The organism is Nocardia sp. NPDC051321 (genome assembly GCF_044455225.1).
In the GTDB taxonomy this organism is placed as follows: Bacteria; Actinomycetota; Actinomycetes; order Mycobacteriales; family Mycobacteriaceae; genus Nocardia.
Genome location: NZ_JBITEM010000005.1, coordinates 45,828 through 71,520, shown reverse-complemented (window position 1 = coordinate 71,520; position 25,693 = coordinate 45,828). Strand labels below are relative to the sequence as shown.

Here is a 25,693-nt window from a genome sequence, read left to right as displayed (position 1 = left end):
TTGACTCAGCCGCCGCTGGAGGTACTGCCGAATGTGGGTCTGCTGGTAGGCGACGAGCGAATCGACGAGTCGAGTGCCGGAAACTACGACCATATCTATGCGGCGACCGGCACACGGACGACGTCGCTGCCGCTCGCGGGCGTCGCCGAGATGGATGCGGCGGTTGCCGCGGCGCGCCGGGCGTTACCGGTGTGGACCGCGACTCCGCTGCCGGAACGCCGGAATATGCTGCTCGCGCTGGCCGAACTGATCCGGGTGCACGCGGCGGCACTGGGTGCGCTGCAGACCCTCGAAAGTTCCGTCCCGGCCCGCTTCGCGGCATCGTTCCCGGCCGCGGCCAGTGACTTCCTGGACTACTACGCGGGTTGGGCCGACAAGATCGGCGGCGATCTCATCGGGACGTGGCGGGCTCCGGCACTGGACTACGCGATCGACGAACCGTACGGCGTTGTCGGGATCATTATTCCGTGGAACGGGCCGATGGTTTCGTTTGCTCAGATCGCGGGCGCCGCACTGGCCGCAGGCAACACCGTGGTGCTCAAGCCGCCGGAGGCGGCGCCGTTCACCTCGCTGCGCCTCGGCGAGTTGGCACTCGAAGCGGGCTTTCCGCCGGGGGTCGTCAATATCGTGCCGGCGGGGCCGGTCGGTGGTGAAGCATTGGTGCGCCACCCTGGCGTGGACAAGGTGCATTTCACCGGTAGCGGCGCGACCGCGCGCAAGATTCTGGACGCGGCGAAGCAGAACCTCACACCGGTGGGCCTCGAGCTCGGGGGGAAGTCGGCCCATCTTGTCTTCGCCGATACGAATGTCCGACTGGCCGCCAGGCAGGTCCTGGCCGGACTGGTGATCTTCAGCGGTCAGGGGTGCGCGAACGGTACTCGGGTGCTCGTACAGGCTCCGGTCTACGACGAAGTGCTCAAGCTTGCGGCAGCGCGGGTGCGGCATCTACCGGTCGGTGACCCGTTCGGTGCGGATACCTTCGTCGGGCCGGTGATCAGCGGTGCGGCCTGCCACCGTATCGGTGCGGTCATCGAACGCGCCCGCGACAGCGGGAGCGGACGGCTGGTGTGCGGCGGGAGCAGAATCGCCGACGATGATCGGGCCGCCGGTTACTTCATCGAGCCGACCATCTTCGCCGAGGTGGACAGTGCGAGCGAGCTCGCGCAGGAAGAGATCTTCGGTCCGGTGCTGTCGTTCATGAAGTTCGACACCGATCAGGAGGCCGTCGCGCTGGCCAATGACTCGCAATACGGCCTGGCGGCCTATCTGCATACGAACGATCTCAAGCGGGCACATACGGTGAGCCGGGCATTGGAAGTCGGCAATGTGTGGGTCAACGGTTTCGAGGGAATCTCGCCATCGATACCATTCGGCGGCGTCAAGCGCAGTGGTTTCGGGCGCATCGGCGGCTTTGCCGGTCTTCGCGAGTTCACCCGGCAGAAGAATGTGTGGATCTCGTTGTGAACATTGCGATAGAACTGGGCGGTCGCCTTTATCGTAAGCGCGTATTGATCGGTAAGCGACGGCGTTTCGCGGCGTAACCGCGTGGTATACAGTCACAGCGGTTGCAACCAACGTCGTTACGGACCTAGCGAAGGTGAACGAAATGACTCTGGGAAAAGTGTCGCCGAGTATCAGTCCTTACCTCTTCTACGAGGACGTCGCCAGCGGTTTTCAGTTCCTCCTCGACGTGTTCGGATTGGAGAAGCGATCGGTGCACGAAAAGGACGGCGAGATCGTCAATGCGCAGGCGGGGATCGGTGACTATCTCGTAGTGATCGGCCAGGCCCGCGGTGATCGTCTGGTGTCGGCGCGCAAGCTCGGCGGAGTGTCGCCCTCCGCCATCATGCTGATCGTGGATGACGTCGACGCGCACTTCACACGGGCGAAGGACGGCGGTGCCGAAATCTGGTACGAGCCGACCGACATGCCGTACGGGCTGCGTGAATACGGTGCGTTCGACCTGGAAGGAAATCCCTGGTTCTTCGCCACGGCGCTGTAGTCGATCAGGGCGCGGTAGTCGATCGGCTCAGGAATCGATCAGGTCAGGCTGGGTGCGTCCGCCGGGGCGGCGCCCAGCTGGTCCAGCAGGGCGGCCTTGATCGGCGGCCGTGAGCCGAACACAAGCAGAAACAGCGCTTCCCGAGCCAGCCGCTGCGCGTGGCCCGGTTCGATGGCCGTGCTACCCGTGGCGGTGACGAGGCTCGCCGCGGCGCGCAATGCCACCATCGAGGCCTGGGCTCGCCGGCCCGGCAGCTCCGAGGGGGCGGCCGAATCGAGCTGTGTTCGGCAGGCGGTCAGCTCGTCATCGAGCGGACTCGGTCCGAGCAGTCGGCAGCAGCGTCCTGCGACACCGAGTGCGAGTGCCGCGTGTAACCGGACGAATGCCGAATTGACTGCGGGCCAACGATTCTGCGGTGTGACCGACAGGATTCGGTCGCTCGGCACCGGATGATCGTGGAACCGAGCCCGCACGGTTGCCGTCGCGTCGAGCGCTAGCAGCTCGACTGGTTCGACGGTCAGAGTTTCCGAGGCTCGCGCGTCGAGCAGCGCCCAGACGATGTTGTCCGCCTCGTCGCGCGCCGCCGCATTGACCACGTCGATGCGGTCCCACCCGCTCAGCCAGGCGGCGGTGCCGGTAAACCGCCAGCCGTCGGCGGTTTCCCGCGCGCGCAGCCGAGCGGGCCCGGGCAGCGAGCCGCCGAGTGCGAGCCCGGCGCGGCGCTCTCCGCTGCACAGCGGGGCCAACCAGCTGCCGGCGAGGGGGCTGTTCTGCACGGCCAGGACGGCTGGCAGATGTTGGTTCCACACGAACGTCGTGGTGAGGCAGCCACCGGCCAGGGCCTCGATAACCGCGGCCGCGGTGGCGAAATCGGCACCGAGGCCACCTGCGTCCGGTGGTCCGGAAAGGCCGTAGAAACCGGCGTCGGCGAGAATATCGAGATTCACCTTCGGTACGAGGCCGCTCCGGTCGGTCTCCATCGCAACCGGGAACAGTTTTTCTTCCGCGATACATTCGGCTCTGGAAACGATGTCGGCCATCGGTGATCGGTATTCCATTTTTTCTCCAATGAATATTGAGTATTCGCGCTGCGTGTAACATTCTAGGTGGCAAGGCGGCGGAAAGGCCAAGGCGGTGGAAAGGCCGGAGCGTGACCATGGAAAATAAACGATCTGCGATGGATCTGGTTGCGGTCTCGGAACTTCTCGCACTGGCGAACTACACGATTTCGTTCACCCTCCGCGCAGTGGCCGATCTCGGTATCGCCGATTATCTGGAGGCGGGGCCGGAGGAGGTCGGCGTATTGGCGGAGAAAGCCGGTGTCGACGCCTCGGTATTGGCCAGGATGTTGCGTGCGCTGGTGGCACACGGCGTTTTCGCCGAAACGGCGCCGGCTGTCTTCGCGCTGAATAACACGGCGGCACCGCTGCGGAGCGGACATCCGAATTCCGTGCGGTCCGCCTGCCACTTGCCCAAGCACGATGTGCTGGCGCTGGCGGAGCTGACGCATACCGCGCGCACCGGAGAGACCGCTTTCGAGTACGTGCACGGCCGCACCTACTGGGAGTACCTGGCCGACCATCCGGACGAGGCGGCGATCTTCGACGCCGGTCAGGCGGCGCTGGCTCGACTGCAGCTGCGCACCATCGTGCGGTTGTTCCGATGGCCGGACGGCGCTGTCGTCGCCGATCTCGGCGGGGGCAACGGAGTCTTTCTCGCCGGTTTGCTCGTCCGATTTCCCGCACTGCGCGGCATCCTCGTGGATCTGCCGCACGCTTGCGCCCAGGCGGCGCAGGTGTTGCGTACTGCGCAGGTGCTTGACCGTTGCCGGGTGGTCGCCGGGACCGTGCTGGACAGTGTTCCCGCAGGTGCGGACGTCTATGTGTTGAACAGGGTGCTGTACGGGTGGGACGACGATGCGGTGGTCCGCATATTGGCCAATGTCCGCGCGGCGCTTGGTGCCGAGGCCAGGGTGCTCATCGTCGAACCCCTCGCGGATGCGGGCGCTCGCGACCGGACGGCGGTGACGATGGACATGCTGATGATGGCCTTGAGTTCCGGCCGTATCCGGACCACCGAGGAATTGTCGGAGTTGTCGGCGGCCGCGGGGCTGGTTCGGCTCCGCACGGTCGGGGGCGGGATCTTCCCGGTGCTCGAAATGGCCGCGGTTTAGATCTTCAATGCCTCGGTCTCGTATCCGAGTGCACTGGTGCCGACCGCGCCGAAATAGTCGCGATTGCCTGCGGCGTGCTGGGTCGCGGTGTGCAGATCCCGCAATTGTCTGTGCAGCCGAGGGCTGTGTTCGGTGAGGTAATGCGTCAGCTGATAGGCATGATCGACGGCGGCGGCCGCCATGGACATGACCATCGGTGGCGTCGCCCGCAAGGTAGTCCGGTGCAGGGCGGTGCCGGGCGCGCCGCGCTCGGCGGCCTGCCATGCCGCGGCGGCCTGGTCGTACAGCAGCGCCTCGGCGCCGGCCAACGTCATTTGTGCCGCGCCGAGGCCGTCGTGAAATATCGCCGATGCGGCAGACGGTGTGCGGATGGCCAGCTCGGCAATTTCGTTGATGACACCGGCGGCGATACCGAGCGCGGTCGTCGAGATGAACAGTCCGATCTGGTCGTTCAGGGGAATGGTGAACGATCCGGATCCGGCAATGGTGGGCGGGGCGCCGAAGAGCCGTCCGGTGAATTCGTCCGGGCAATACGCGCCCGCGACCCGGACGTCGTGACTGCCGGTGCCGCGCAGGCCCAGGGTGTGCCAGGTATCCAGGATTCGGACGCGGTCGCGCGGGATCACGACCATACGCAGGACGGGATAGTTGTCCGCGGTGGTCCGCGGCGCACCCGCCGCGAACTCGACGCAGTGCAGATAGATCCACCGGGTGTGGCGGCAACCGGAGACGAACGGCCAGCGACCGGATACCCGCCAGCCGTCGTCCTGCCGCGTCACCGCACCCTTCGGGGCGACCGCGCCGGCCGCCACGACATCCGGACCGTCGGAATACAGGCTGTCGAAGGCAGTTTCGTCGAGTCGGCAGAGAATGAGCGGGGTGGCGGCCAGCACGCCGACCACCCAGCCGACCGCGCCGTCCGCGCGGGCCAGCGCCTGGATAACCCGCAGCGCTTCGGGAAGTTCTAATTCCGCACCGCCGTATCGCGCGGGCACCAGCATGCGGAAGCAACCGGCGGCGCGCAGTGCGTCGAAAAGGTCGTTGGGGATTTCACCAGCGCTTTCGGTCAGCGGCGACATTCGCGTAATATCAGGTGCCAGGTCGCGAACCTGGGACAGGGTATTTTTCATATTCGTAACTCCACAATATTGTCCCGAAAATCGGAAGAGAATCACCCCCGCTGAATCGGGCGAGTGTCGGAGGCATAGGTGATGAAAATTCTCCCGCATACCATTCTCACGGATATCGAGGACCTGAGCTTGCGGATCGCGAGACAGGCCGAGGACATCGAGAAGGAGCGCCGCGTCCCGGACGCACTGCTCGACGAACTGCGCCGAGCCGGCTGTTTACGCCTGCTGGTTCCGGCCGAATACGACGGCGCCCAACTGCCATTACCGGATGCGCTGCGCGTGGTGGAGACGCTGGCCCGGGCCGACGCGGCCACCGCGTGGTTGGTCGGCCAGGTCGGGTTGGCCGATCTGATCGTGAGCTGCTTCCCACAATCGACGACCGCCGAGTTCTATGCCGCGGGACCGGATGTCATGGGCGCGGGTGCGGTCGCGCCGAAAGGCCGGCTGACGAAGGAGCCGGACGGTTACCGGGTGAACGGCCAGTGGCCGTTCGTGACGGGGTGCGAGCAGGCGTCGTGGATTTATCTGAACGGCGTCGTGGTCGCGGATCGTAAGGTGCAGACGACGCAGGACGGTATGCCACAGACGCGGATCGCGCTGTTGCCCGCCGGCGCGGTAGAGATCATCGACACCTGGAATGTGGTGGGGCTGTGCGGAACTGCCAGCCATGACGTTCAGGTCTCCGATATCGGCTGCGCCGCCGCCCGCACGACCGGGCTGGACGCAGGCAACCCGGAGGCCGACCGGATCACGGCGCGGATCGCGCAATCCGGACTGATCATCGCCGCGGTGATCGTCGGCATCGCGCGTGGCGCGCTCGACGACATTGTCACGCTGGCCCGGGGCGGGAAGCGCCCGGCGTTCAGCCGGTCCAAGCTCGCGGACTCGCCGCTGTTCCAAGACCGGCTGGGCGAGGCACACATGCAGGTGTCCGCGGCGGCGGCACTGCTCTACACCGCGGCCGAGCAATCGGAGCACAGCTGGGCGCGACGGCAGCCGATGACCGCGTTGGCGCGCGCCGGTCTGCAAGCCACTCCAGCGCGGGTCGCGGAGCTGGCGGGTCGAGCCGTGGATACGGCGTACAACCTGGGCGGTGGCTCGGTGGTCTACCAGAGTTCGCCGCTGCAGCGCAGGCTGCGCGATGTGAAGACGGCCGGTCAGCATTTCGTCTGTGAGCGACAGTTCTACAGTGCGCTGGGCGGCGAGCTGGTACAGGGTGGGGCGTTGTGACGGCGCCGGTAGCCGCCACGGACTGCGACCTGTTGATCACCGGCGGCCCGGTCATCACGCTCGACGATGAGCTCGGCACGATCGCGCAGGGTGCCGTCGCAGTGGTCGACGGGGTGATCGTCGATGTGGGGGAGTCGTCCGCGTTGGCCGGTCGCTGGCGGCCGCGCGAGCGACTGGACACCCACGGCGGCACACTGGTCCCCGGATTCACCGATCAGCACGTGCATTTGGGCAGTTTTCTCCGCGCTCGGGCATCGGCGACGGCCGAGCGATCCGGCCGTTCCGCCGGACTGTTCGCCGACGGCGGGGATATCGCGGCCATTGTCGAACTGGTCGCCCGCGCGTGCGCCGAACCGCTCGACCCCCGCTTCACCTACGCGGCCGCCCGTCCTGTGCTCGCGGCCATGTTGCGCTCCGGTTTCACCGGCGTGGTAGATGCCGGTGGCCCCGCGCCCGCCGGAATCGTCGAGGCGGCAAAAGAATTGGGAATTCGCGCGGCCATCGGGCCGAGCCTGGCCGATACGTGGTCCGATGATGGGACCGAAGCCCCGAGCCGCCGGATCGATACCGATGCGGCCCTGGCCGCGGCGACGGAGTTCGTCGCCGCCACCGACTCGACTGGGCAGAATCGGGTTGTCGCGCTGTTGTCCTGCGTGGATCCGCTGGCCTGCTCGGACGAACTGCTGACCGGAATGGCTGAGCTGGTGGCGCGCACCGGTGTGCCCATGCACGCGCATGTGAATTGCACCGCCAACCATGTGCCGGTACACCGTGCGCTGCACGGCAATACGCCGATCGAGCGGCTCGCTGACTTCGGACTGCTCGGCCCCGGTACCACCGCGATGCACGCGGTGTATCTCAGCGATCGTGAGGTGCGGCTGCTGGCCCGGACCGGAACGACGGTCAATCACAATCCACTGGGCAACGCGTTCCTGGGTTTCGGTGTGGCCGCGCAGAAATCGGTGCCGCGGTTGACGGAGGCCGGGGTGCCGGTCGTGCTCGGCAGTGACACCGCGCCGAACTGGATTCCGGGCCCCTTCGACCTGATCCATGCCGCGCTGCTGTTGCAGCGCGACGCCGCGATGGATGACGAGGCGCTCTCCTGCACAGCGGCATTGGCGATGACCGTGGGAGGCGCCGGTCCGCTCGGCCGGGGTGGTGGCGCGATCGCACCGGGCAAACTGGCCGACCTCGTGGTCGTCGGCACGGTCGGCCCGAAGTTCTACGCCGCGCCGGATCCGGTGTCGGCGGTGGCATTACAGGCCGCCGGCGCCGATGTGACCCATACGATCGTGGACGGTCGAATCGTCGTCGCGGATTCGGAGCTGGTCGGCATCGATGCGGCGCAATTGGTGGCCGACTGGGTCGGCGCACGCCGGGAACTGGACGAAATGCGCTGACCTACTGGCGATTCGGGGGCGCTCGGATCAGTCGAACGCGGCCGGCGTGCGCGCTATGCAGCCAAGCGATTCGGTGAAGAAATAGAGCGAACGGAAGAACTCCAGCACATTTCCCTTGTGTAGCAGGAAGTTTCGATACATTATCGCGCGCGCCGGGTCGCCACCCGCGGCGAGGGCCCGCCAGTGCTGGTAGGTCGCGCACAGGATGTAGTCGGCTCGCTGCGCCGCTGCGAGGGAGGTGATCGCCGCATCCGTGCACTGACCTCGACGCCAGTCAAGCACCAGGAACCGGGGCTCGGCGCGGCCGGGACGGTCCTGGACGCCCAGCGCCCAACTGCGCCCGTAGTTCGCTCTGACGTATTCCACCCAGTTCCAGTAGGTGTCGATCTTGTGCCGCCGGACCGCCGCGTCGGGTCCGGCGTCCACCGCGATCCGGACGGCCTCGGCCCACGCGTCGCCGAGGAAGTGCGGTGCCACGGCTGCGGATTCGCGCATATCGCTCAGCCCCCGGCCAGTTCCGGTTGGATCCTGTCCAGCAATACCCGCAGTTCGAACGGAATATCGATGCCGATCGCATTCAGCTTGGTACGCAATTGCGCGATCATCAGCGCCTGCACTTCGTCGGCCGACCAGCCAAGCGGTCCGTAGGCGAAATTGCGGCTGGCTGCCGTCGCCAGCCAAAGAATGGTCCGCAGTGTGCTGTGCACGTGTTTGACCATGGTCGGATCGGCGGTGATCTCGTCGCGCAGAAACCGCATTCCGCCCTGCACGTGCCTGGCTTCGTCGCGGCACGTCGCGGTGAAGCCGGCGTAATAGCCGGGCAGCAGGCCGGTGCGGCGGCAATAACTCAGCGTCACCTTCATGACCGACAGCGCCAGCACGCCTTCGACCCAGACAAAATAGGTGGTGCCGAACCGGACCCGGGCGGCCCGATCGTACGGATTTCTGCGTAATTCTTCAGCCTGGTACGCGAGCAGGCCAAAAGGGCCGACGAAGGTCTCCGATATATTCGGGTACGAAGCGTCGAGCACGTCCAGTATCGAAATACCGGCTATCCCGACCACCTCCCGATAAAACCGATCGAAGAAGACCATGTGCCGGGCCTCGTCCTCGAGCTGGCTGGCCAGGAACACGTTGTGTTCGTCAGCGGAGCCAAGCATGAACACCGGAAGTTCCGCTTCGACCTGCCGTTCGCCGTGGTGCAGCCCAGAGGCGACGGCCAGGAACGCCGATCGCTGCGGCTCGGTCATGCCGTCGTGCCAATCCCGGATATCCCGGTCGAAATCGAGCGCGTACACGTCCCAGCGTTGGCGCAGATAACGCCGATAGAGCGTCGAATAGGCGGGCAGTGACTTGAGGTCGCGATGAACATAGGACAGCACGTGGTCGATATCGATCGAGCGCAGCTCGGCGAGATCGGAATCATCCACCCTGTCGAGTTCGGATTCGGTTGCTTCGGTCACCGGATCAGACTGGCACGGAGAACTCGGCGGCGGCTAGTGCCCCGTCTAGGCTGCTGCCCCGAATTCCCGGTGATGATGTTGTCTCATCGGTTTTCTCCGGCGGGACGGTCCGGTAATCTGGCGGAGAGGCAGGGGAGACTCGTTGTGTTGCATCGCCCAGAATAGGAGTTGCGATGGGCGAATCCGATTTCCGATACCAAGTATTGACTTTCGATCATGTCCGGCACGAGATTGCCGAACTGGTCGATATACCGGCCGAGGACATCGAGGCGACCGATGATCTCGTGCGGCTGGGGCTCGACTCCATCGGGTTGATGCGACTGGCCGGACAGTGGCGCCGACAGGGAATAGACGTCGCATTCAACGAATTAATCGAATTCCGCACACTGACCGAATGGTGGGATCTGCTGTCCCAGCGGGTCGGCGCCGCGGCACCGGACCCTGTCGAATACGACCGGGTGGACGAGTGGGCGCCATTCGCGCTGGCACCCATGCAATACGCGTACTGGATCGGCCGGGCCGACGGGCAGGTACTCGGCGGCGTCGGCGCCCATTTCTACAATGAATTCGACCGCGCCCGTGTGGATCCCGCGCGTTTGGCGGCCGCGGTGCGGGCGTTGCTGGATCGGCACGGCATGCTGCGGGCGACGATCGACGAGACCGGCAAGCAGCGCGTGCTGCCGCATTCGAGCTGGCCCGGACTCACCGTGCACGACCTGCGCGGTGCCGCCGAGGAGGAGGAGGCAGCCCGCCAGTTGCTGCTGGTGCGCGACCGCTGGTCGCACCGGCGGCTGGCGGTCGAGCGGGGTGAGGTGTTCGATGTCGCGCTGTCGCTGCTGCCCGACGGAACCAGCCGGATGCATCTGCAGATCGAGATGTTGGTGGCCGACGCACAGAGCTTTCGACTGCTGATCACCGAACTGGCCCGGTTGTACGACCGGCCGGACGAGGCCTTGCCACCGCTCGAGTTCTCCTATCCGCGCTATCTGGCCGCCGTTCGTGTCGTTCGTGCTGCCAAGCGGAAACGCGATGCCGAGTATTGGGCTCGATTGGTTCCGGAACTGCCTGACCCGCCCCGGCTCCCGCTCGATCGTGCTCCGGAGGAGATCACCAGGCCACGGGTGCAACGCCGGTTCCATTGGATGGAGGCGGGTCAGTGGCGGCGACTGGCGGACAACGCCCGCCGACACCAGCTGAGCCTGGCATCGGTGCTGCTGACCACGTTCGCGGAAGTGCTCGGGCAATGGTCGGAGCAATCGCGGTTTCTGCTCAATCTTCCGCTCTACGACCGGGAACCGCTTGATGCCGCGGTGCCCGGACTAGTCGGTGACTTCACCAACCTGCTGCTCCTGGATGTGGACACCGGTACCGACCTCGGGTTCGCGGCCGCGGCCGCGCGTTTACAGCGGCGCATGCACGAATACGCGGCACACGCGGCCTACTCCGGCTTGGACGTGCTGCGGGATCTGACCAGGGAGCGTGGGGTGCCTGCCCGCGCGCCCGTGGTATTCACCAGCGCGCTCGGTTTCGGTGAGCTGTTCGATACGACGGTGCGGCAGGCGTTCGGCGCGCCGGGTTGGACCATGTCCCAGACCCCACAGGTCTGGTTGGACTTCCAGGTCACCGAGCGAGAGGGCCGGTTATTCCTGAACTGGGACGCGGTCGAGGGTTTGTTCGCCGCGGGCGTGCTCGATGCGATGTTCGATGCTTGCCTGCGGGTGCTCGACCGGCTGGCCGAAGGCGAATCCCACTGGCGCCAATCGGTTCCCGAGCTGTTGCCGGGTGATCAGCAGGCGGTCCGAATCGCCGTGAACGATACCGACGTCGAGCTCGGGGGTCGCTCGTTGCACGGCCGATTCTTCGACCACGCGGCGCGGCGCCCGGACGATACGGCCCTGGTGTCGGGTCGCGACGACCGGCTGAGCTACGCCGGGCTCGCCGAACGCGCCCTCGGTTTGGCGGCCGTGTTGGTGGACGCCGGGGTGCTACGCGGTGATCGGGTGATTGTGCATCTTCCCCAGGGGCCGGAGCAGCGCGTCGCCGTCTTGGCGGTGCTGGCCTGTGGCGGTGTATACGTGCCCATCGGTGCCGACCAACCGCCCGCGCGGCGTGATCGGATCTGTGCCATCGCCGGTGCCCGGGTGGCCGTGGTCGGGGCGGGCATGGTGGTGCCGGGGGTGGTATCGGTGCCGGCCCAGGGTGCGTTGGCGCTGCCGCTGCCGGGCCCGGTGCCGGTCGCACCGAACGAACCCGCCTACCTGCTGTTCACCTCCGGGACGACCGGTCAGCCGAAAGGGGTCGTCGTCTCGCACGGGGCTGCGACGAACACCATCGATGGCATCGTGTCGCTCTTCGGTGCCGGGCCGGACGATCGAGTACTCGCCTTATCGGCCGCGGACTTCGATCTGTCGGTCTTCGATACCTTCGCCATGCTGTCGAATGGTGGTGCGGTCGTCTGTGTTTCGGAGGAGCAGCGGCGCGACCCGGTCGCCTGGCTCGATCTGGTCCGGCGGCACCGGGTGACGATCTGGCAGACCGCGCCGATGCTGCTGGACGCGCTGCTGCGCGAAGCGGCCGAACGCGATGTGGCCCTTGACATCCGCCTCGCCTTGCTTGGGGGTGACTGGGTGCGCCTCGATCTGCGGGAGCGGTTGCGGTCGCGCGCTCCGCGGGCCCGGATGGTGGCGCTGGGCGGTACCACGGAAACCGCGATACACAGCACTGTTTTCGAGGTAGATCGGATATCGCCGCAGTGGAAGTCAGTCCCCTACGGTCGCCCGCTGCCCAACCAGCGCTGCCGGGTCACCGACGCGCATGGCCGCAACCGCCCGGACCAAGTGCCCGGTGAACTGTGGATCGGTGGCGCCTCGGTAGCGGTGGGTTATTACGGCGACGAGCAGCGCACTGCGGACAAGTTCCGGTGGCACGCGGGTGAACGCTGGTACCGCACTGGCGATCTCGCTCGCTACCTGCCGGACGGCACGCTGGAATTTCTCGGTCGGATCGATACGCAACTGAAGATCCGGGGCCACCGCATCGAACCCGGCGAGGTCGAGGCCGCTCTGTGCGCGCACCCCGCCGTGGCAACAGCCGTTGTTACGACCTGCCAAGGCGTCGACGGATCGGTGCTGCTCGGGGCAGTGGCCGCGGTGCGAGAGCGGCCGGTCTCGGCCGCGGATCTGCACGGGCACCTGCGAGCACTGCTGCCACCGGCGATGTTGCCTGCTCGGCTCGTCGTCACCGGGGCCTTGCCGCTGACCCGCAACGGCAAGGTCGATCGCGCGGCCGTCCGCGCCCTGCTGTCCACTGAGAACCCGGCATCGCAACGACCGGACCGGATCCCGGTCGGGCCGCTGGCACAAAAGGTAGCCCGGATCTGGGCGGAGCTGCTCGATGTCGCAACGGTGGAACCCGAGCAGAGCTTCTTCGCGCTCGGCGGAGACAGTCTGATCGCGACCCGGATGCTGCGGCGCCTGCGCGCCGCCGGGGTACACGGCGGAGATCTCCCGACCTTGATGACCCACCCGGTGCTCGCCGAGTTCGCCGATTCGCTGCACGCCGCACCGGTCGACACCGAGGCGCCGATCCGGCCCGACGAACCGGGCCGCTACGAACCTTTCCCGCTCACCGAGGTACAGCAGGCGTACTGGCTCGGCCGTGATGCCGAATTATCCCTCGGCGGCGTTGGCTCGCACTGGTATTGGGAGTTCGACGGGGTCGGCGTGGATCTGGCGAGGTTGACGGTGGCGCTCAATCGGCTGATCGAACGGCATGAGATGTTGCGGGCGGTCGTCGACACCGACGGCTGTCAGCGGGTGTTGTCAGAGGTCGGTCACTTCGCCATCGCGGTGCGCCGGGCACGGGACGACGGTGTCGCGGAATTGCGCGAGCTGCGCAGCGAATTAGGTTGCCGGATACCCGATCTCGCCAGCTGGCCACTGCTAGAGGTGCGCGCGGTCGAATACGGGCGCGGCCGGGTTCGGCTCGGCTTCAGTTTCGACTACATCGTGCTCGACGCCCTCAGCATCGTGCGGTTCTTCGTGGAGCTGGACCAGCTGTATCGCCATCCCGAATCGCACCTGCCGCCGATCGGAGTGTCGTTTCGCGACTACGTGCTCTCCGCCGTGCCGTCGGAGGCGGAACATGCGGTCGCACAACGCTATTGGTCCGAGGTGGCGAAGCGGCTGCCGCCCGCGCCGCAGCTGCCGCTCCGGGTCGATCCGGCTACCGTGCGCGGTGCGCGGTTCAGCCGACGCGAAACCAGGGTGCCTCGGCAACAGTGGGACTCGATCACCCGCAAGGCGCGCGAGCACGGGCTCACGCCGGCGACGGTGCTCGCGACCGCCTATGCCGAGGTCCTCGCCGCCTGGTGCGGGCGCGACGAGTTGACCTTGACGCTGACCCTGTTCAACCGTCGCCCGGTGCATCCGGACATCGAGCTGGTCTTCGGTGATTTCACCTCGCTGTTGCTGATCGGGCATCGAGCGCAGCCGGGGGAGTCCTTGGCCGATACCGCACGGCGGTTCCAGGAGACCACGTGGGCGGGAATGAACCACAGTGCCGTCTCGGCGATCGAGGTGCTGCGGGAGCTGGCCCGCAACGAGCAGCTGCCCGTCTCCTCGATGCCGGTGGTGTTCACCAGCGCGCTCGGCATATCCGACGAACTGGTGGAGTTGTCGTTCCCGTTCGGGGAGTTGATCTGGGGAGTTTCGCAGACGCCGCAGGTCTGGCTCGACAACCAGGTCATGATCCGCGGGGGTGAGCTTGTCGTCAACTGGGATGCGGCCGATGAGTTGTTCTGCGACGGAGTGCTCGACGCCATGTTCGCGGCCTACCTGCGACTGCTGAGCCAGTTGGCGGAGACGGATTGGGCCAAGCCGTTGCCGGATCTGCTCCCGGCTCAGCAGCACGCGGTGCGGGCAGCGGTCAATGCCACCGAGGCGCCGATCCGCGAGCGAACCCTGCACGCCGACTTCTTCGCCCTGGCGCAGCGGGAGCCGTCGCGGCCTGCGCTGCTCGGCGAGCAGTTCGAAGTGAGCCGTGGCGAGCTCGCGGAGCGGGCGCTACGGATCGCGGGGCTGCTGGACGCCCATGGCGTGCTGGTAGGCGAGGTCGTGGGGATATGCCTGGATCGCGGTGTCGATCAGGTGGCCGCGGTGTTCGGGGTGCTGGCGGCCGGCTGTGCTTACGTGCCGGTCGGCACCGACCAGCCTGCGGAGCGTAGCTGCCGGATCTTCGGTGGAGCCGGCGTCCGGACGGTGCTGACCGACAGCGCGGACCGCGAATTCGGTGACGCGGTGCGGGCGCTGCCGGTGGCTACCGCCGGTGCGCCGCGATCGCGGCCGCTGGTGGTCGCCCCGGACGCGACCGCCTACGTGATCTACACCTCGGGCTCGACCGGAGAACCGAAGGGCGTGGAGATCACGCATCGCGCGGCCTGCAACACGATCGATGCCATCAACGAACGGTTCGGTGTCTCGGCCGCCGACCGGGTACTCGCGGTGTCCGCGCTGGATTTCGACCTCTCGGTCTACGACCTGTTCGGTCTGCTATCGGTGGGCGGCGCGGTGGTGCTGCCCGCCGAACGGGATCGCCGGGAGGCACGGGTGTGGCACCGGCTGGCGGTGGATCGGCAGGTGACGATCTGGAATTCGGTGCCCGCCCTGCTCGACATGCTGCTGATCACCGCCGGTGTGCCGGACGAGCTCAGACTGGTTCTGGTGTCCGGTGATTGGGTGCTGCCGGACCTCGCCGAGCGGGTGCACGCGCAGTCCCCGGACTGCCGGTTCGTCGCACTCGGCGGCGCGACCGAGGCGGCGATCTGGTCGAACGCCTTCGAAGTTGGAGCCGGTGCGCCGTGCTCGCACGCGGTCCCGTACGGCTTCCCGCTCACCAACCAGCGCTATCGGGTGGTGGACGGCCGCGGGCGGGACTGCCCCGACTGGGTGGCCGGTGAGCTGTGGATCGGTGGTGCGGGGGTGGCCTTGGGTTATCACAGAGCGCCGGAACTCACCGCCGACCGGTTCGTCACCGTGGCGGGCGAACGCTGGTACCGCACCGGCGACACCGGCCGGTACCGGCCGGACGGGACGTTGGAGTTCCTCGGCAGAACCGATTTCCAGGTCAAGCTGCGCGGTCATCGCATCGAGCTCGGCGAGATCGAGGCGGCGCTGCTCGCCGAACCCGGGGTGGCGGCGGCAGTCGCCCTCGTGGCCGGCGCCGGAGCAGGCCGATCGCTGGCTGCGGCGGTGGTGCCACGACCTGGTCCGGCACCGGATCCGGCGCGACTGGTCGCGGCCCTACGGCACACCTTGCCGCACTACATGGTGCCTGCCCGGATCGAATGCCTGCCCGCCCTGCCGCTGACGTCGAACGGCAAGGTGGACCGGCGGGCGCTCGGGCGGCAGCTGAACGGTAGCGGCGCGGACGACGGCGCCTCGGCTCCACCGGCGGACGGTATCGAGCGGTCGATCGGCGGGCTGTGGGTGGAGTTGCTCGGGCTCGCCCGCATCGGTCGCGGGCAGAACTTTTTCGCGCTGGGTGGCAACAGCCTGCTGGCGACCCGCCTGGTGGCCGAGATCCGCCGGCGGTGGGGCACCGAGGTTTCCCTGCGGGAGGTATTCGACGCACCGACCGTGGCTGAGCTGGCGGCGCTGGTCGAAGCGGCACTGGCCGACGGTCGAGACGAAGACGAGGAGGGGACGCTGTGACGCTGCCACAGGACGTCGAGGATCTGGTCAGCGAGCTGGAGAGCCTGGGGGCTCGGCTGTGGGAGGAGGACGGCAAGCTGCGCTTCCGGGCGCCAAAGGGCGTCATGAACGAGCAGCGGCGGGCCTTGTTGCGCGACCATCGCGAGGCGGTCCTCGCCCATGTCCGGGACGGCTCGGTGCCCCGGCTGGTGGCCGACCGGGCGAACCGGTTCGAACCGTTCCCGCTCACCGAGGTCCAAGCCGCTTACCTGCTCGGTCGGCAGCGCTCGTTCGCGTATGGCGGGATCGGCTGTCACGGTTACGGCGAGCTGACCTTCCCCGATCTCGACCCGCAGCGGATGACCGCGGTATGGCGCACCCTGATCGAACGGCACGACATGCTGCGCGCGATCGTGCATGCCGACGGTTCGCAACAGGTGCTCGAACGAACTCCACCGTTCGAGGTCGGCGTGCGCGACGTGCGCGGGCAGGGGCCCGAAGCCGCCGCGCGGGCGCTGGCCGCGGTGCGGGCCGAACTCGACCATCGGTTGTACCAGCCGGACGGCTGGCCGTTCTTCGACGTCCAGATCACCCGGACCGAGGAGAGCGCGGTCCTGCATCTGTCGATCGATTTCCTGATCGCCGATTTCGTGAGCATCCAAATCCTGCTGCGCGAGATGCGCAGGCTCTACGCCGAGCCACAGCAGGGACTGCCGGAGCTCGAGATCTCGTTCCGCGACTGTTTGCTCGCTCAGCGGCAGGCCCGCCGCCGGGCAGCGCAGGAGCGAGATCACTCCTATTGGTTGGCGCGCATCGATGAGCTGCCTCCAGCTCCGGAGCTGCCAGTTTTCGGTGATCGGGCGCTCGGCGACGGTGCGGTGCGCTTCCGGCGCAAGCAAGCGCACCTCGGGCCGTGGGAGTGGGATGCGTTGTGCGCGTTGGCGCGACGGTGGCAGGTCAGCGTGAATACGCTGGTGCTCGGCGCCTTCGCGGAAACCATCGGACGGTGGAGCCGGCGCCCGCGTTTCACCCTCGACGTCACGCTGCTCGACCGGCCGCCGCTACATCCCCAGGTGGATCAGGTCGTCGGGGATTTCACCGCGGTGGAACTGCTGGCCATCGATACCGGTCCCGCCGTCCCGTTGCGGGATCGGGTACGGCGGCTACACCAGCAGCTGTGGCAGGACCTCGATCATCGCGGCTGTAGCGGCATCACCGTGCTGCGCGAGATCGGCCGGCGCGCCGGAGCCGACGCGGCGCTGTTTCCGGTGGTGTTCACCAGTGCCATCGGGCTCGGCGCGATAGCTACTCCCGATATGGACCTGCCCGACGATCACGGCGTGCTCGGATATGGCATCAGTCAGACACCCCAGGTGTGGATCGACTGCCAGAACCTGGAGCGCGACGGTGGCTTGGCCACCAACTGGGATGTGCGGGACGGCGTACTTCCGGAGTCCGTGGTCGACGATATGTTCGACGCCTACGTCGCGCTGCTGCGCGGGCTGCCCGCCGACCCCGCGCTGGGTGACGAGCGGGTACCGGTATCGCTGCCACCTGCCCAGCGCGAGCGCCGAGCGGCCGTGAACGACACGGCGCGTCCGGTGCCGACGGGTCTGTTGCACGACCGCGTGGTCGACGCCGCGGTGGCCACACCCGACCGGGTTGCCGTGTACGCCGCCGACGGCGAGCTTCGCTACGGCGAGTTGCTCGCCCGGGCGAACGCGGTGGCCTCGCGGTTGATCGCCGAGGGGGTCCGCCGGAGCGACTCGGTCGCAATCATGTTGGCGCGCAGACAGGATCAGGTCGTCGCGGTACTGGCCGTGCTGCTGGCCGGCGCCGCCTATGTGCCCATCGATGTCGGGCAACCGCAGCCTCGGCGCGACATGATCCTCGATACCGCGGGAGTGCGTGTCGTGCTGACCGACGAGATGCGGCGCGACACCGACTGGCCCGCGGGCGTTCGCATACTCGACATCGACCGGATCGAGCCCGGCGAGTCGATCGTCGCGGTCGCGGTGTCGCCGGAGGCGCCCGCCTACACGATCTTCACCTCGGGGTCCACCGGTGTGCCGAAGGGCGTGCGGATGAGCCACCGCAGCGTGCTGAACACCGTGCAGGCGATCAACGACATGGCCGGAATCGGCTCCGCCGACCGGGTTCTCGCGCTGTCCCAGCTCGGCTTCGACCTGTCGGTGTACGACATCTTCGGCCCACTCGCCGTCGGGGGCGCGATGGTCGTGCCCGCCACGGAACGCAGGACCGATCCGTCGCACTGGGCGGAGCTGGTAGCCGATCATGGGGTCACCGTATGGAATTCGGTGCCGGCGCAGCTGCACATGCTGCACGACTATCTGGCCGGTATGCCGCGCCCACTGCCGACACTGCGGCTGGCGCTGCTCTCCGGGGACTGGATACCGGTCACGTTGCCCGACCAGATGCGCGCGCTGCTGCCGCAGCTGCGGCTGATCGGGATGGGCGGGGCGACGGAGGCCGCCATCTGGTCCATCTATTACCCGATCGACCGGGTGAGCCCGGACTGGCGCAGCATTCCGTACGGCACTCCGCTGCCGAACCAGACGTTCCATGTGCTCGACACCGAGCTGCGTGACTGCCCGGATTGGACGGTCGGCGAGCTCTACATCGGCGGTGTCGGCCTGGCCGAGGGCTACGTCGGTGACGAGCTGCGGACCGCCGAGCGGTTCCTGCACCATCCGCGCACCGGCCTGCGGCTCTACCGCACCGGTGACCTCGGTCGCTACCTGCCGAGCGGTGACATCGAATTTCTGGGACGGGAAGACCAGCAGGTGAAGATCCGCGGTCACCGGATCGAGCTGGGCGAGGTGGAAACGATACTGCTGGAACAGGATTTATTGGGCGGTGCCGTCGTTGTCGCCAGTGAGCGGCATGGGGCGCGACACCTGACGGCGTTCGTCGAACCGGCCCGTATCGATCGGCCGCAGCGGCACTCGGATCTGGCGAAGGAGCTGGCGCTGGTGTCGCTGAGGATGGGCGTCGACGTGTTCGCCGGGCGGGACCTCGGCCGTTATCGCGAGTACACCGGCCAGCTCGATCACGGAGCATTGCTGACCATGATGCACGCCCTGCGGGAGTGCGGACTGTTCACCGCGGCGTCCGACCGGCACACCGTCGCGGAGGTACTGCGCATCGGTGGGATCGCGGCCCGGCACGAGCGATTGATTCGTCGCTGGTTGCAGGCGCTGGCTGCGGAACGAATGCTGCTCGAAGAACCGGTCGGGAGGTATCGAACGGCCGGCACCGCACCCGAGTGGGCGGCAGCCGCGCTGGCCGAGCCGGATGGCGGGCTTGGTGCGCAGTGGCAGCGGGCCCGTGAGCTGGCCGGGCCCGACGACGCGGAGGTACTGGACTACTTCCAGGCCAGCGCGGACAAGCTACCCCAACTGCTCGCGGGAGCGGCGGATCCGCTGGCGCTGCTCTTTCCGGAGGGGAGCGCAGACCTCACCAGGAGGCTCTACGAGGAAACCGCCTTCAATCGCTGGGCTAACGCGACAGTGGCCCGGGTGCTGCGGGCAATTGCCGAGCGAGACCTCGGTAGCGGGCCGCTCCGGGTACTGGAGATCGGGGCGGGCGCCGGCGGCACCACGGCGGCGATTCTCGACGCGCTGGACGACTTCCGCGGCGGTGTCGAGCTGCATTACACCGACCTGTCACCGTTCTTCCTGACCATGGGCAAGCAGCGATTCGCCGACCGGGCGGGTCTGCACTTCGCCAAATACGACCTCGACGACGACTACCGGCCACAGGGTTTCACGCCCAACACCTTCGACATGATCGTCGCAGGCGACGTACTGCACGCCGTCCGGGATCGCGGGCGCGTGCTCGACCGGATCCGGGAACTGCTGCGACCGTCCGGCTGGTTGCTGTTCAGCGAGATGACCCGCGACCACTATCAGATCATGACGTCGCTGGAACTGCTGGTGCGCCCCGGCGACGCCACGACCTCCGACCGGGTGTTCCTCGATGCGGACGCCTGGTCCGCCGCGCTGGGCGCGGCGGGCTCTGACACCGTGTACTGCCTGCCTGACCAGAACCGGCCGGACGAACGCGACATTGCCGACGTACCGACGATCCTGCGCGAGCTCGGCATCTGTGTCTTCGCGGCCCAGTTCAAGAACGATCGAGCGGCGGTCGATCCCGGCGAGCTGCGTCAGGATCTGCTCGGCAAGTTGCCCGATTACATGGTGCCACCGGTGATCCAGGTGGTCGACGCGCTCCCACTGAGTGCCAACGGGAAGATCGACCGCGCCACCCTGCTGGCATGGCTGTCCTCGAATCGGCCGGTCGACAACACCGACTCGGTCGCCACACCCGCAGACGGGGAGCTCGAACGGCAGCTCGCGGCGATGTGGGCCGAATCGCTCGGCATCCCCGAGGTCGGTCGCACGGCCAACCTGTTCCGGCTGGGTGGCGACTCTCTGGTCGCGGCGCAGATCGCCGGTCGGATCCGCACCGAGGTCGCCATCGCGGCCGACGTGTTCTTCGACGAGCTGCTGCGTCGATTGCTGGAACAACCGACCGTGGCCGCGGTAGCGGAGTATCTGTCCGTCGTCGCCGCCGACACGCGGGCCGAGGCCGTCGAGCCGCCGGGCACCACGGGCGGCGTCGAACTGGTGTCACTGAGTGCCGACGGCTCCGCCGGGCCGGCTACCTTCCTGTTCCCCAGTGGTACCGGCGCGCTGTGTGGTGGCCTGGTGGCTCGCGCCGACGCGATAGGGAATCTGCAGGGACTACGCCCCGGACCGATCGGTGAGCTGGGGCAGGTGGCCGCCGACTATGCCGCGGCCGTTGCCGAGGTGTCCGACGGGCCGGTGCGCATCGTCGGCTACGGTCTCGGCAGTCTGCTCGCCGTCGAGACCGCCAAGGCCTTCCTCGAAGCCGGTGGTGCGGTTGACCGGCTGGTCCTGGTCGCCGGGTATCAGTTACCGGCGCCGGTCGAGGACGAACTGCTGCTGGAGTACCTCTACACCCTCGAGGTGGGTGCCGACCCGGGGCAGATCGGCCTGCCCGAGCCGCGGGCGGTGCGCGAGCTGGTCGGGGCCGACGGCAGCCTCGCCGCCGCCGACCCGGCCGGGTTCGGTGCGCGCTCGCCGCGACAACGTCGGGCCGATCTCGCGCGGGTCAGCGGCGCCGACGACAGTCTCGAGTACTTCCGGAGACTGCAGCGTGTGCTCGCGGAATACCCTCCGTCGCTGTATGCGGGCGACATCGACCTGGTCGTGCCCGCCGCCGAGTGGCCGTCGGGCGGCGAGTGGTCCCTGGACTTCTGGGCCGGACGCTGCCTGGGCGATGTCCGGCTCGAGCAGGTGCCGTGCGGGCACGCGGCCTGCCTGCGCGGCAACGCGACCGACGCGGTCGTGCGACTCCTGGTGGACGGACGGTCATGACGACCAGCGCAGTCGGGGTGATCGGCGCCTGCGGTGCGGTCGGCACCGAGGCGGTTCGGCACCTGCGCACCCTCGGGATCGGGCAGATTCGGCTGAGTGGCCGGGACCTACCGCGGGTCCGGCGGCTGATCGAGCGGGAACTGGCCGGATCCGGCGAGGCCGCGGCCGTCGACGTGCTGGATCCCGATGCCCTCGGCCGCTTCTGCGGCGAATGCTCGGTCGTGCTGAATTGCGCAGGCCCGGCAGCCACTATCGGTGACATCGTCGGCCGCGCCGCATTGGCGGCGGGCGCCGACTACGTCGACCCCGCAGGTGACGACGTGTTGTCGGCCCGCCTCGCCGACGCGCTACCGCCGGGTCGCCGGGCGCTGCTGTCGGCCGGGATGATGCCGGGACTGACGGGATTGTTGCCTCGCTACCTCGGCCCCGCGGCAGGGGGCCGGCTGGTCGCCCATATCGGCGGGCTGGATCGGTTCAGCCCCGCCGCCGCGGCGGATTTCCTGTTGGCGGGCACGGAATTCGGGCACGCCCGCACCGTCTGGCGGCATGGTCATCGAGTACCGGCGGCCGCGCCGCACCGCGCGACTCCGCCGTACTTTCCGGAACCGGTGACCGCGTTGCCGTACCTCAGTACCGAGACGGAGCGATTGGCCGCGGACCTGGGGCTCGACGAGGTCGACTGGTTCTCCGCCTTCGCAGGCGAACAGGTGACGACCGTGCTCGCCCGGCCGACCTCGGGCCCGGATGGGGTGTCACGCTTGCGTCGTGCCGCCGAGCTGGATCTGTTCGGCCGGCGGTCGTATCAACTGCTCGTCTTCGAACTGACCCGAGCCGCTACTCGGACCCTGGTGCTGGGTGGCACCGGAGCCAGCGCGCTCACGGGCGCGCTGGCGGCGCTGGCGGTTGCCGCTGTGCTCGGCTGCGAGGTCCCCCCGGGCGTGTGGCATGCCGCCGAGGCGCTCGATCCGGCCACCGTCATGGCGGCCTTGCCGAGACTGCCATCGGTGACGCTGTTCGACTTGGTGACCGGTTCGGTGCGGGAGCCGGAATACGTGGAGGAGACGCTGTGAACGAGCGTCAGCGAGGTGCGGTCGTGCACGAGCGCAGCCGCGTGCGAGTGGTGGTGTGTGGCGCCCGATTCGGTCAGGTCTATCTGCAGGCACTGGCCCGCTCGAACGAATTCGAACTCGCCGGTCTGCTCGCCCAGGGCAGCGCGCGGGCCCGGGCATGCGCCGAGTTCTACGGAGTGCCGCTGGTCACCGATCCGGCGCGGATGCCTGCGGGTGTTGAACTGGCGTGCGTCGTGGTGCGCGGTGGTCTGCTCGGCGGTCAGGGCGTCGAGGTGGCGAAGACGTTGATGGCGCAGGGGCTGCACGTGCTGCAGGAACATCCGTTGCACCACGACGAGCTCGCCGAATGCCTGCGCTGCGCGCGCCGACATGGCGTGGTGTACCGGCTCAACTCGTTTTACGTGCACCTCGATCCGGTGCGCCGATTCCTCTGCATGGCAAGGGAATTGCTGCGCACCCGCAAGATCGACTACCTCGACGCGGCCTGCGGGTTCCAGATGGCGTATTCGCTGCTGGATATTCTCGGGCGCACCACCGGCCGATTGCAGCCATGGGGTTTCGCCGACCCCGCGCCCGGGATGTCGAAGGGCACCGATCCGGCACCTCCGTTTCGCTGTCTGCTCGGAACGTTCGCAGGGGTCCCGCTGACGCTGCGAATCCAAAATCAGCTCGACCCCGCCGACCCCGACAACCACGCCCATGTGATGCATCAGGTAACCGTGGGCAGCGACGCGGGCCAGCTCATGCTCGCCGCGACGCACGGTCCGGTGGTGTGGAGCCCCCGGCCGGAGTTTCCCCGCACCGTCACCGCGGCCGACCAGCCACATTTCGACCGCATCGAGCCGGTGACGGACGAGCCGCCGAGTTCGGCCGTGTTCGGTCCGGCCACGGTGCCTGGCTACCAGACCCTTTTCGGCACGGCGTGGCCGCGTGGCATCTCGCGGGCGCTCGGGGACCTGCGGCGTGCGGCGGCAGCCGGCGAGGATCCCCTGCGCGAAGGGCAATATCACCTGACGCTGTGCCGGATGTGGCAGGACATTACCGCCCGGCTCGGTCCGCCCGAGCTCTTGCAGATGACCGCGCCCAACCTGCTCACTCCTGCGGAACTGGCCGTCGTGGCCGCCGCGGGCACGCGCGAAGGAACCGGATGAGCGCGACGCCAGTCGATCCGTCACCCAGGGCGTGGCTGCGCCGGTACCGGAAGCGCTCGGCGGCCCGCGTTCGATTGGTCTGTTTGCCTCCGGGCGGTGCCGGCGCCTCCTTCTATCGGCCGATAGCCGCCCGGCTGCCCCCATCGATCGACCTTGTCGCCGTGCAATACCCGGGGCGGCAGGACCGCATCGATGAAACGTGCATCGACGATATGGCCGAGATGGTCGGCTATCTCGGCCGGGTGCTGCACTCGATCGCGGACCGGCCGCTGGCGCTGTTCGGGCACAGTCTCGGCGGTGCCGTCGCCTTCGAGGTGGCGCATCGATTGGAGCAGGAGTTCGGCCTCGTCATGCGCTGCACGATCGTGTCCGGCCGGCCCGCGCCAAGCCGACCGCGGCCGGGCACCCGTCATCTCGACGACGACCTGCTCTGGCAGGACCTGCGCAGGCTGGGCGGTGCCGCCGACGAGGTGCTGAACAGCCCCGCGCTGCGCCGGCGGACGATCGCCGCGCTGCGCGCCGACTACCGGCTGATCGAAACCTATCGGCCCGGTCCACCCGCACCGCTGACGGGCGCCCTCGAGGCGTGGCTTGGCAGCGTCGACCCCGAGGTCAGCGCGGCCGAGGCCGCGATCTGGCGTCGATTCACGCGGGCGGATTTCCGGGTGCGGGTATTCGCAGGCGCACATTTCTACCTGTGGCATCGGCCCGATGAGGTCGTCGCCGCCCTGGTCGACCGGTTGAGCACCGAACTCGGTGATCAGCCGCGCGAGGAAGGAGTAGTCGGATGGGGAAACCGGTGCTGATCGAAGCGGTGCGCACACCGATCGGAAAGCGCGGTGGCTGGCTGTCCGCGCTGAAAGCGGTCGAGCTGCTGCGGCACGTGCAGTTGGCGGTGATCGCCCGGGCCGGACTGGATCCCGCGATGGTCGATCAGATAATCGGGGGGTGTGTGACCCAGATCGGCGAGCAGAGCCTCAATGTCACGCGTAATGCCTGGCTCAACTCCGGTGCCGACTACCACGTCGCGGCGACCACCGTCGACGTGTCCTGCGGTTCGGCGCAGCAGGCCAATCACCTCGTCGCCGGGCTGATCGCCGCCGACGCGATCGATATCGGCATCGCCTGTGGCGTCGAGTCGATGAGCCGGGTTCCGGTCGGCGCCAACCTCACTCGTGGCCCCGGCCACTACAAGACGCGTGCTTATGTCTGGGACGATCCGCCGGACGCCCAGTTCGGCGGTGCCGAGCGGGTCGCGCGGCGGCACGGGATCACCCGCGCCGAGGCCGACGACTACGGACAGCGCTCGCAGCGGCGGGCCGCCGCGGCCGTCGCCGCAGGCAGATTCGGCGCGGAGATCGCCGCCATCGAGATGCCGGAGCTGGACGAGCACGGTGAGCCGACCGGGCAGTCCCGCACGATCGACCGGGATCAGGGGATCCGGAACACGAACGCCGAAGGATTGGCCGCCCTGACTCCGGTCCAGGAGGGCGGAATCCACACCGCGGGCAACAGTTCTCAGGTCTCAGACGGTGCCGCCGCGCTGTTGTGGATGTCCGAACGTAAGGCCGCGGAGCTCGGTCTGCGGCCCCGCGCCCGGCTCCGGCATCAGCTGGTCGTCGGGGCCGATCCGTACTATCTGCTCGACGGACCCATCACCGCCACCGAGCGGATACTGCGCCGGGCCGGGATGGCCCTCGGCGATCTCGACCGCTACGAGGTCAACGAGGCGTTCGCGGCTGTCGTCCTGGCCTGGGCGCGTACTTTTACCGCAGATTTCGACCGTCTCAACGTCAACGGTGGCGCTATCGCGCTCGGGCATCCGATGGGTGCGAGCGGCGCCCGGCTGCTGGTGACCGCCCTGCACGAGTTGGAGCGCACAGATACCGAGCTGGCGCTGATCACGATGTGCTGCGGGGGTTCCCAGGGCACGGCGTCGATCCTGGAGCGGATCTGACCGCC

General features: G+C 67.9%; 15 protein-coding genes. 11 read left to right on the top strand and 4 right to left on the bottom strand.

Annotation, left to right across the window (positions count from 1 at the left end; translation table 11 throughout):
- Together ACIA8C_RS12765 and ACIA8C_RS12760 are read left to right on the top strand one after the other, a co-directional pair.
- Positions 1–1,464, top strand: a complete 1,464-nt coding sequence (locus ACIA8C_RS12765) for an aldehyde dehydrogenase family protein (protein WP_397134747.1) — start codon at positions 1–3, stop codon at positions 1,462–1,464.
- Positions 1,465–1,606: 142 nt separating this feature from the next.
- Positions 1,607–2,002: a VOC family protein gene (locus tag ACIA8C_RS12760; RefSeq protein WP_397133980.1), complete on the top strand. Its 396-nt coding sequence runs from the start codon at positions 1,607–1,609 to the stop codon at positions 2,000–2,002.
- 38 nt (positions 2,003–2,040) lie between these two features.
- Here the strand turns inward: ACIA8C_RS12760 and ACIA8C_RS12755 are convergent, their stop codons facing one another.
- The gene (locus ACIA8C_RS12755; RefSeq protein ID WP_397133978.1) at positions 2,041–3,060 is read right to left on the bottom strand and encodes an acyl-CoA dehydrogenase family protein; all 1,020 of its coding nucleotides are present in this window, start codon (positions 3,058–3,060) and stop codon (positions 2,041–2,043) included.
- Between the two features lie 119 nt (positions 3,061–3,179).
- Between ACIA8C_RS12755 and ACIA8C_RS12750 the strand changes: the two genes are divergently transcribed.
- Positions 3,180–4,175, top strand: coding sequence for a methyltransferase (locus ACIA8C_RS12750; RefSeq protein ID WP_397133976.1), 996 nt, complete (start codon positions 3,180–3,182; stop codon positions 4,173–4,175).
- Here ACIA8C_RS12750 and ACIA8C_RS12745 read toward each other — a convergent pair.
- Positions 4,172–5,254 (bottom strand): acyl-CoA dehydrogenase family protein, encoded by a 1,083-nt coding sequence (locus ACIA8C_RS12745; protein ID WP_397133974.1) that lies wholly within the window; start codon positions 5,252–5,254, stop codon positions 4,172–4,174. The two genes, ACIA8C_RS12750 and ACIA8C_RS12745, sit on opposite strands and share 4 nt — an antisense overlap.
- A 132-nt stretch (positions 5,255–5,386) precedes the next feature.
- On the opposite strand from ACIA8C_RS12745, the gene ACIA8C_RS12740 reads away from it, so the two are divergent.
- Entirely contained in the window at positions 5,387–6,535 is a 1,149-nt protein-coding gene (locus ACIA8C_RS12740) for an acyl-CoA dehydrogenase family protein (RefSeq protein WP_397134745.1), read from the top strand.
- Positions 6,532–7,935 carry an amidohydrolase family protein gene (locus ACIA8C_RS12735; RefSeq protein ID WP_397133972.1) on the top strand — a complete coding sequence of 468 codons (1,404 nt, stop codon included), beginning with the start codon at positions 6,532–6,534 and terminating at the stop codon, positions 7,933–7,935. Before ACIA8C_RS12740 ends, ACIA8C_RS12735 begins: the two co-directional genes overlap by 4 nt.
- Positions 7,936–7,962: 27 nt before the next feature.
- Here the strand turns inward: ACIA8C_RS12735 and ACIA8C_RS12730 are convergent, their stop codons facing one another.
- The gene (locus tag ACIA8C_RS12730) at positions 7,963–8,430 is read right to left on the bottom strand and encodes a hypothetical protein (RefSeq protein WP_397133970.1); all 468 of its coding nucleotides are present in this window, start codon (positions 8,428–8,430) and stop codon (positions 7,963–7,965) included.
- A 5-nt stretch (positions 8,431–8,435) separates the two neighbouring features.
- Positions 8,436–9,398 (bottom strand): hypothetical protein, encoded by a 963-nt coding sequence (locus ACIA8C_RS12725; protein ID WP_397133968.1) that lies wholly within the window; start codon positions 9,396–9,398, stop codon positions 8,436–8,438.
- A 173-nt stretch (positions 9,399–9,571) separates the two neighbouring features.
- Between ACIA8C_RS12725 and ACIA8C_RS12720 the strand changes: the two genes are divergently transcribed.
- From ACIA8C_RS12720 to ACIA8C_RS12695, 6 genes are read left to right on the top strand one after another with little or no spacing between them, the layout of a single operon-like run.
- Positions 9,572–16,108, top strand: a complete 6,537-nt coding sequence (locus ACIA8C_RS12720; RefSeq protein WP_397133966.1) for an amino acid adenylation domain-containing protein — start codon at positions 9,572–9,574, stop codon at positions 16,106–16,108.
- A complete protein-coding gene (locus tag ACIA8C_RS12715; protein ID WP_397133964.1) occupies positions 16,105–21,510 on the top strand; it encodes an amino acid adenylation domain-containing protein in 5,406 nt (1,801 codons plus the stop codon). The genes ACIA8C_RS12720 and ACIA8C_RS12715 overlap by 4 nt, the downstream gene beginning before the upstream one ends.
- Positions 21,507–22,580 carry a saccharopine dehydrogenase NADP-binding domain-containing protein gene (locus tag ACIA8C_RS12710; RefSeq protein ID WP_397133962.1) on the top strand — a complete coding sequence of 358 codons (1,074 nt, stop codon included), beginning with the start codon at positions 21,507–21,509 and terminating at the stop codon, positions 22,578–22,580. Before ACIA8C_RS12715 ends, ACIA8C_RS12710 begins: the two co-directional genes overlap by 4 nt.
- Positions 22,577–23,731, top strand: a complete 1,155-nt coding sequence (locus ACIA8C_RS12705) for a Gfo/Idh/MocA family oxidoreductase (RefSeq protein WP_397133960.1) — start codon at positions 22,577–22,579, stop codon at positions 23,729–23,731. Before ACIA8C_RS12710 ends, ACIA8C_RS12705 begins: the two co-directional genes overlap by 4 nt.
- Positions 23,728–24,537 (top strand): thioesterase II family protein, encoded by an 810-nt coding sequence (locus ACIA8C_RS12700; protein ID WP_397133958.1) that lies wholly within the window; start codon positions 23,728–23,730, stop codon positions 24,535–24,537. Before ACIA8C_RS12705 ends, ACIA8C_RS12700 begins: the two co-directional genes overlap by 4 nt.
- Positions 24,519–25,688 (top strand): steroid 3-ketoacyl-CoA thiolase, encoded by a 1,170-nt coding sequence (locus ACIA8C_RS12695; RefSeq protein WP_397133956.1) that lies wholly within the window; start codon positions 24,519–24,521, stop codon positions 25,686–25,688. Before ACIA8C_RS12700 ends, ACIA8C_RS12695 begins: the two co-directional genes overlap by 19 nt.
- The last annotated feature ends 5 nt before the right edge of the window (positions 25,689–25,693 follow it).

What these genes read in the sequence shown, in the direction of transcription:
- ACIA8C_RS12760 (WP_397133980.1), top strand. Translation starts at nt 1,607, where the DNA reads ATGACTCTGGGAAAAGTGTCGCCGAGTATCAGTCCTTACCTCTTCTAC.
- ACIA8C_RS12755 (WP_397133978.1), bottom strand. Translation starts at nt 3,060, where the DNA reads ATGGAATACCGATCACCGATGGCCGACATCGTTTCCAGAGCCGAATGT.
- ACIA8C_RS12750 (WP_397133976.1), top strand. Translation starts at nt 3,180, where the DNA reads ATGGATCTGGTTGCGGTCTCGGAACTTCTCGCACTGGCGAACTACACG.
- ACIA8C_RS12745 (WP_397133974.1), bottom strand. Translation starts at nt 5,254, where the DNA reads ATGTCGCCGCTGACCGAAAGCGCTGGTGAAATCCCCAACGACCTTTTC.
- ACIA8C_RS12740 (WP_397134745.1), top strand. Translation starts at nt 5,387, where the DNA reads ATGAAAATTCTCCCGCATACCATTCTCACGGATATCGAGGACCTGAGC.
- ACIA8C_RS12730 (WP_397133970.1), bottom strand. Translation starts at nt 8,430, where the DNA reads ATGCGCGAATCCGCAGCCGTGGCACCGCACTTCCTCGGCGACGCGTGG.
- ACIA8C_RS12720 (WP_397133966.1), top strand. Translation starts at nt 9,572, where the DNA reads ATGGGCGAATCCGATTTCCGATACCAAGTATTGACTTTCGATCATGTC.
- ACIA8C_RS12710 (WP_397133962.1), top strand. Translation starts at nt 21,507, where the DNA reads ATGACGACCAGCGCAGTCGGGGTGATCGGCGCCTGCGGTGCGGTCGGC.
- ACIA8C_RS12700 (WP_397133958.1), top strand. Translation starts at nt 23,728, where the DNA reads ATGAGCGCGACGCCAGTCGATCCGTCACCCAGGGCGTGGCTGCGCCGG.
- ACIA8C_RS12695 (WP_397133956.1), top strand. Translation starts at nt 24,519, where the DNA reads ATGGGGAAACCGGTGCTGATCGAAGCGGTGCGCACACCGATCGGAAAG.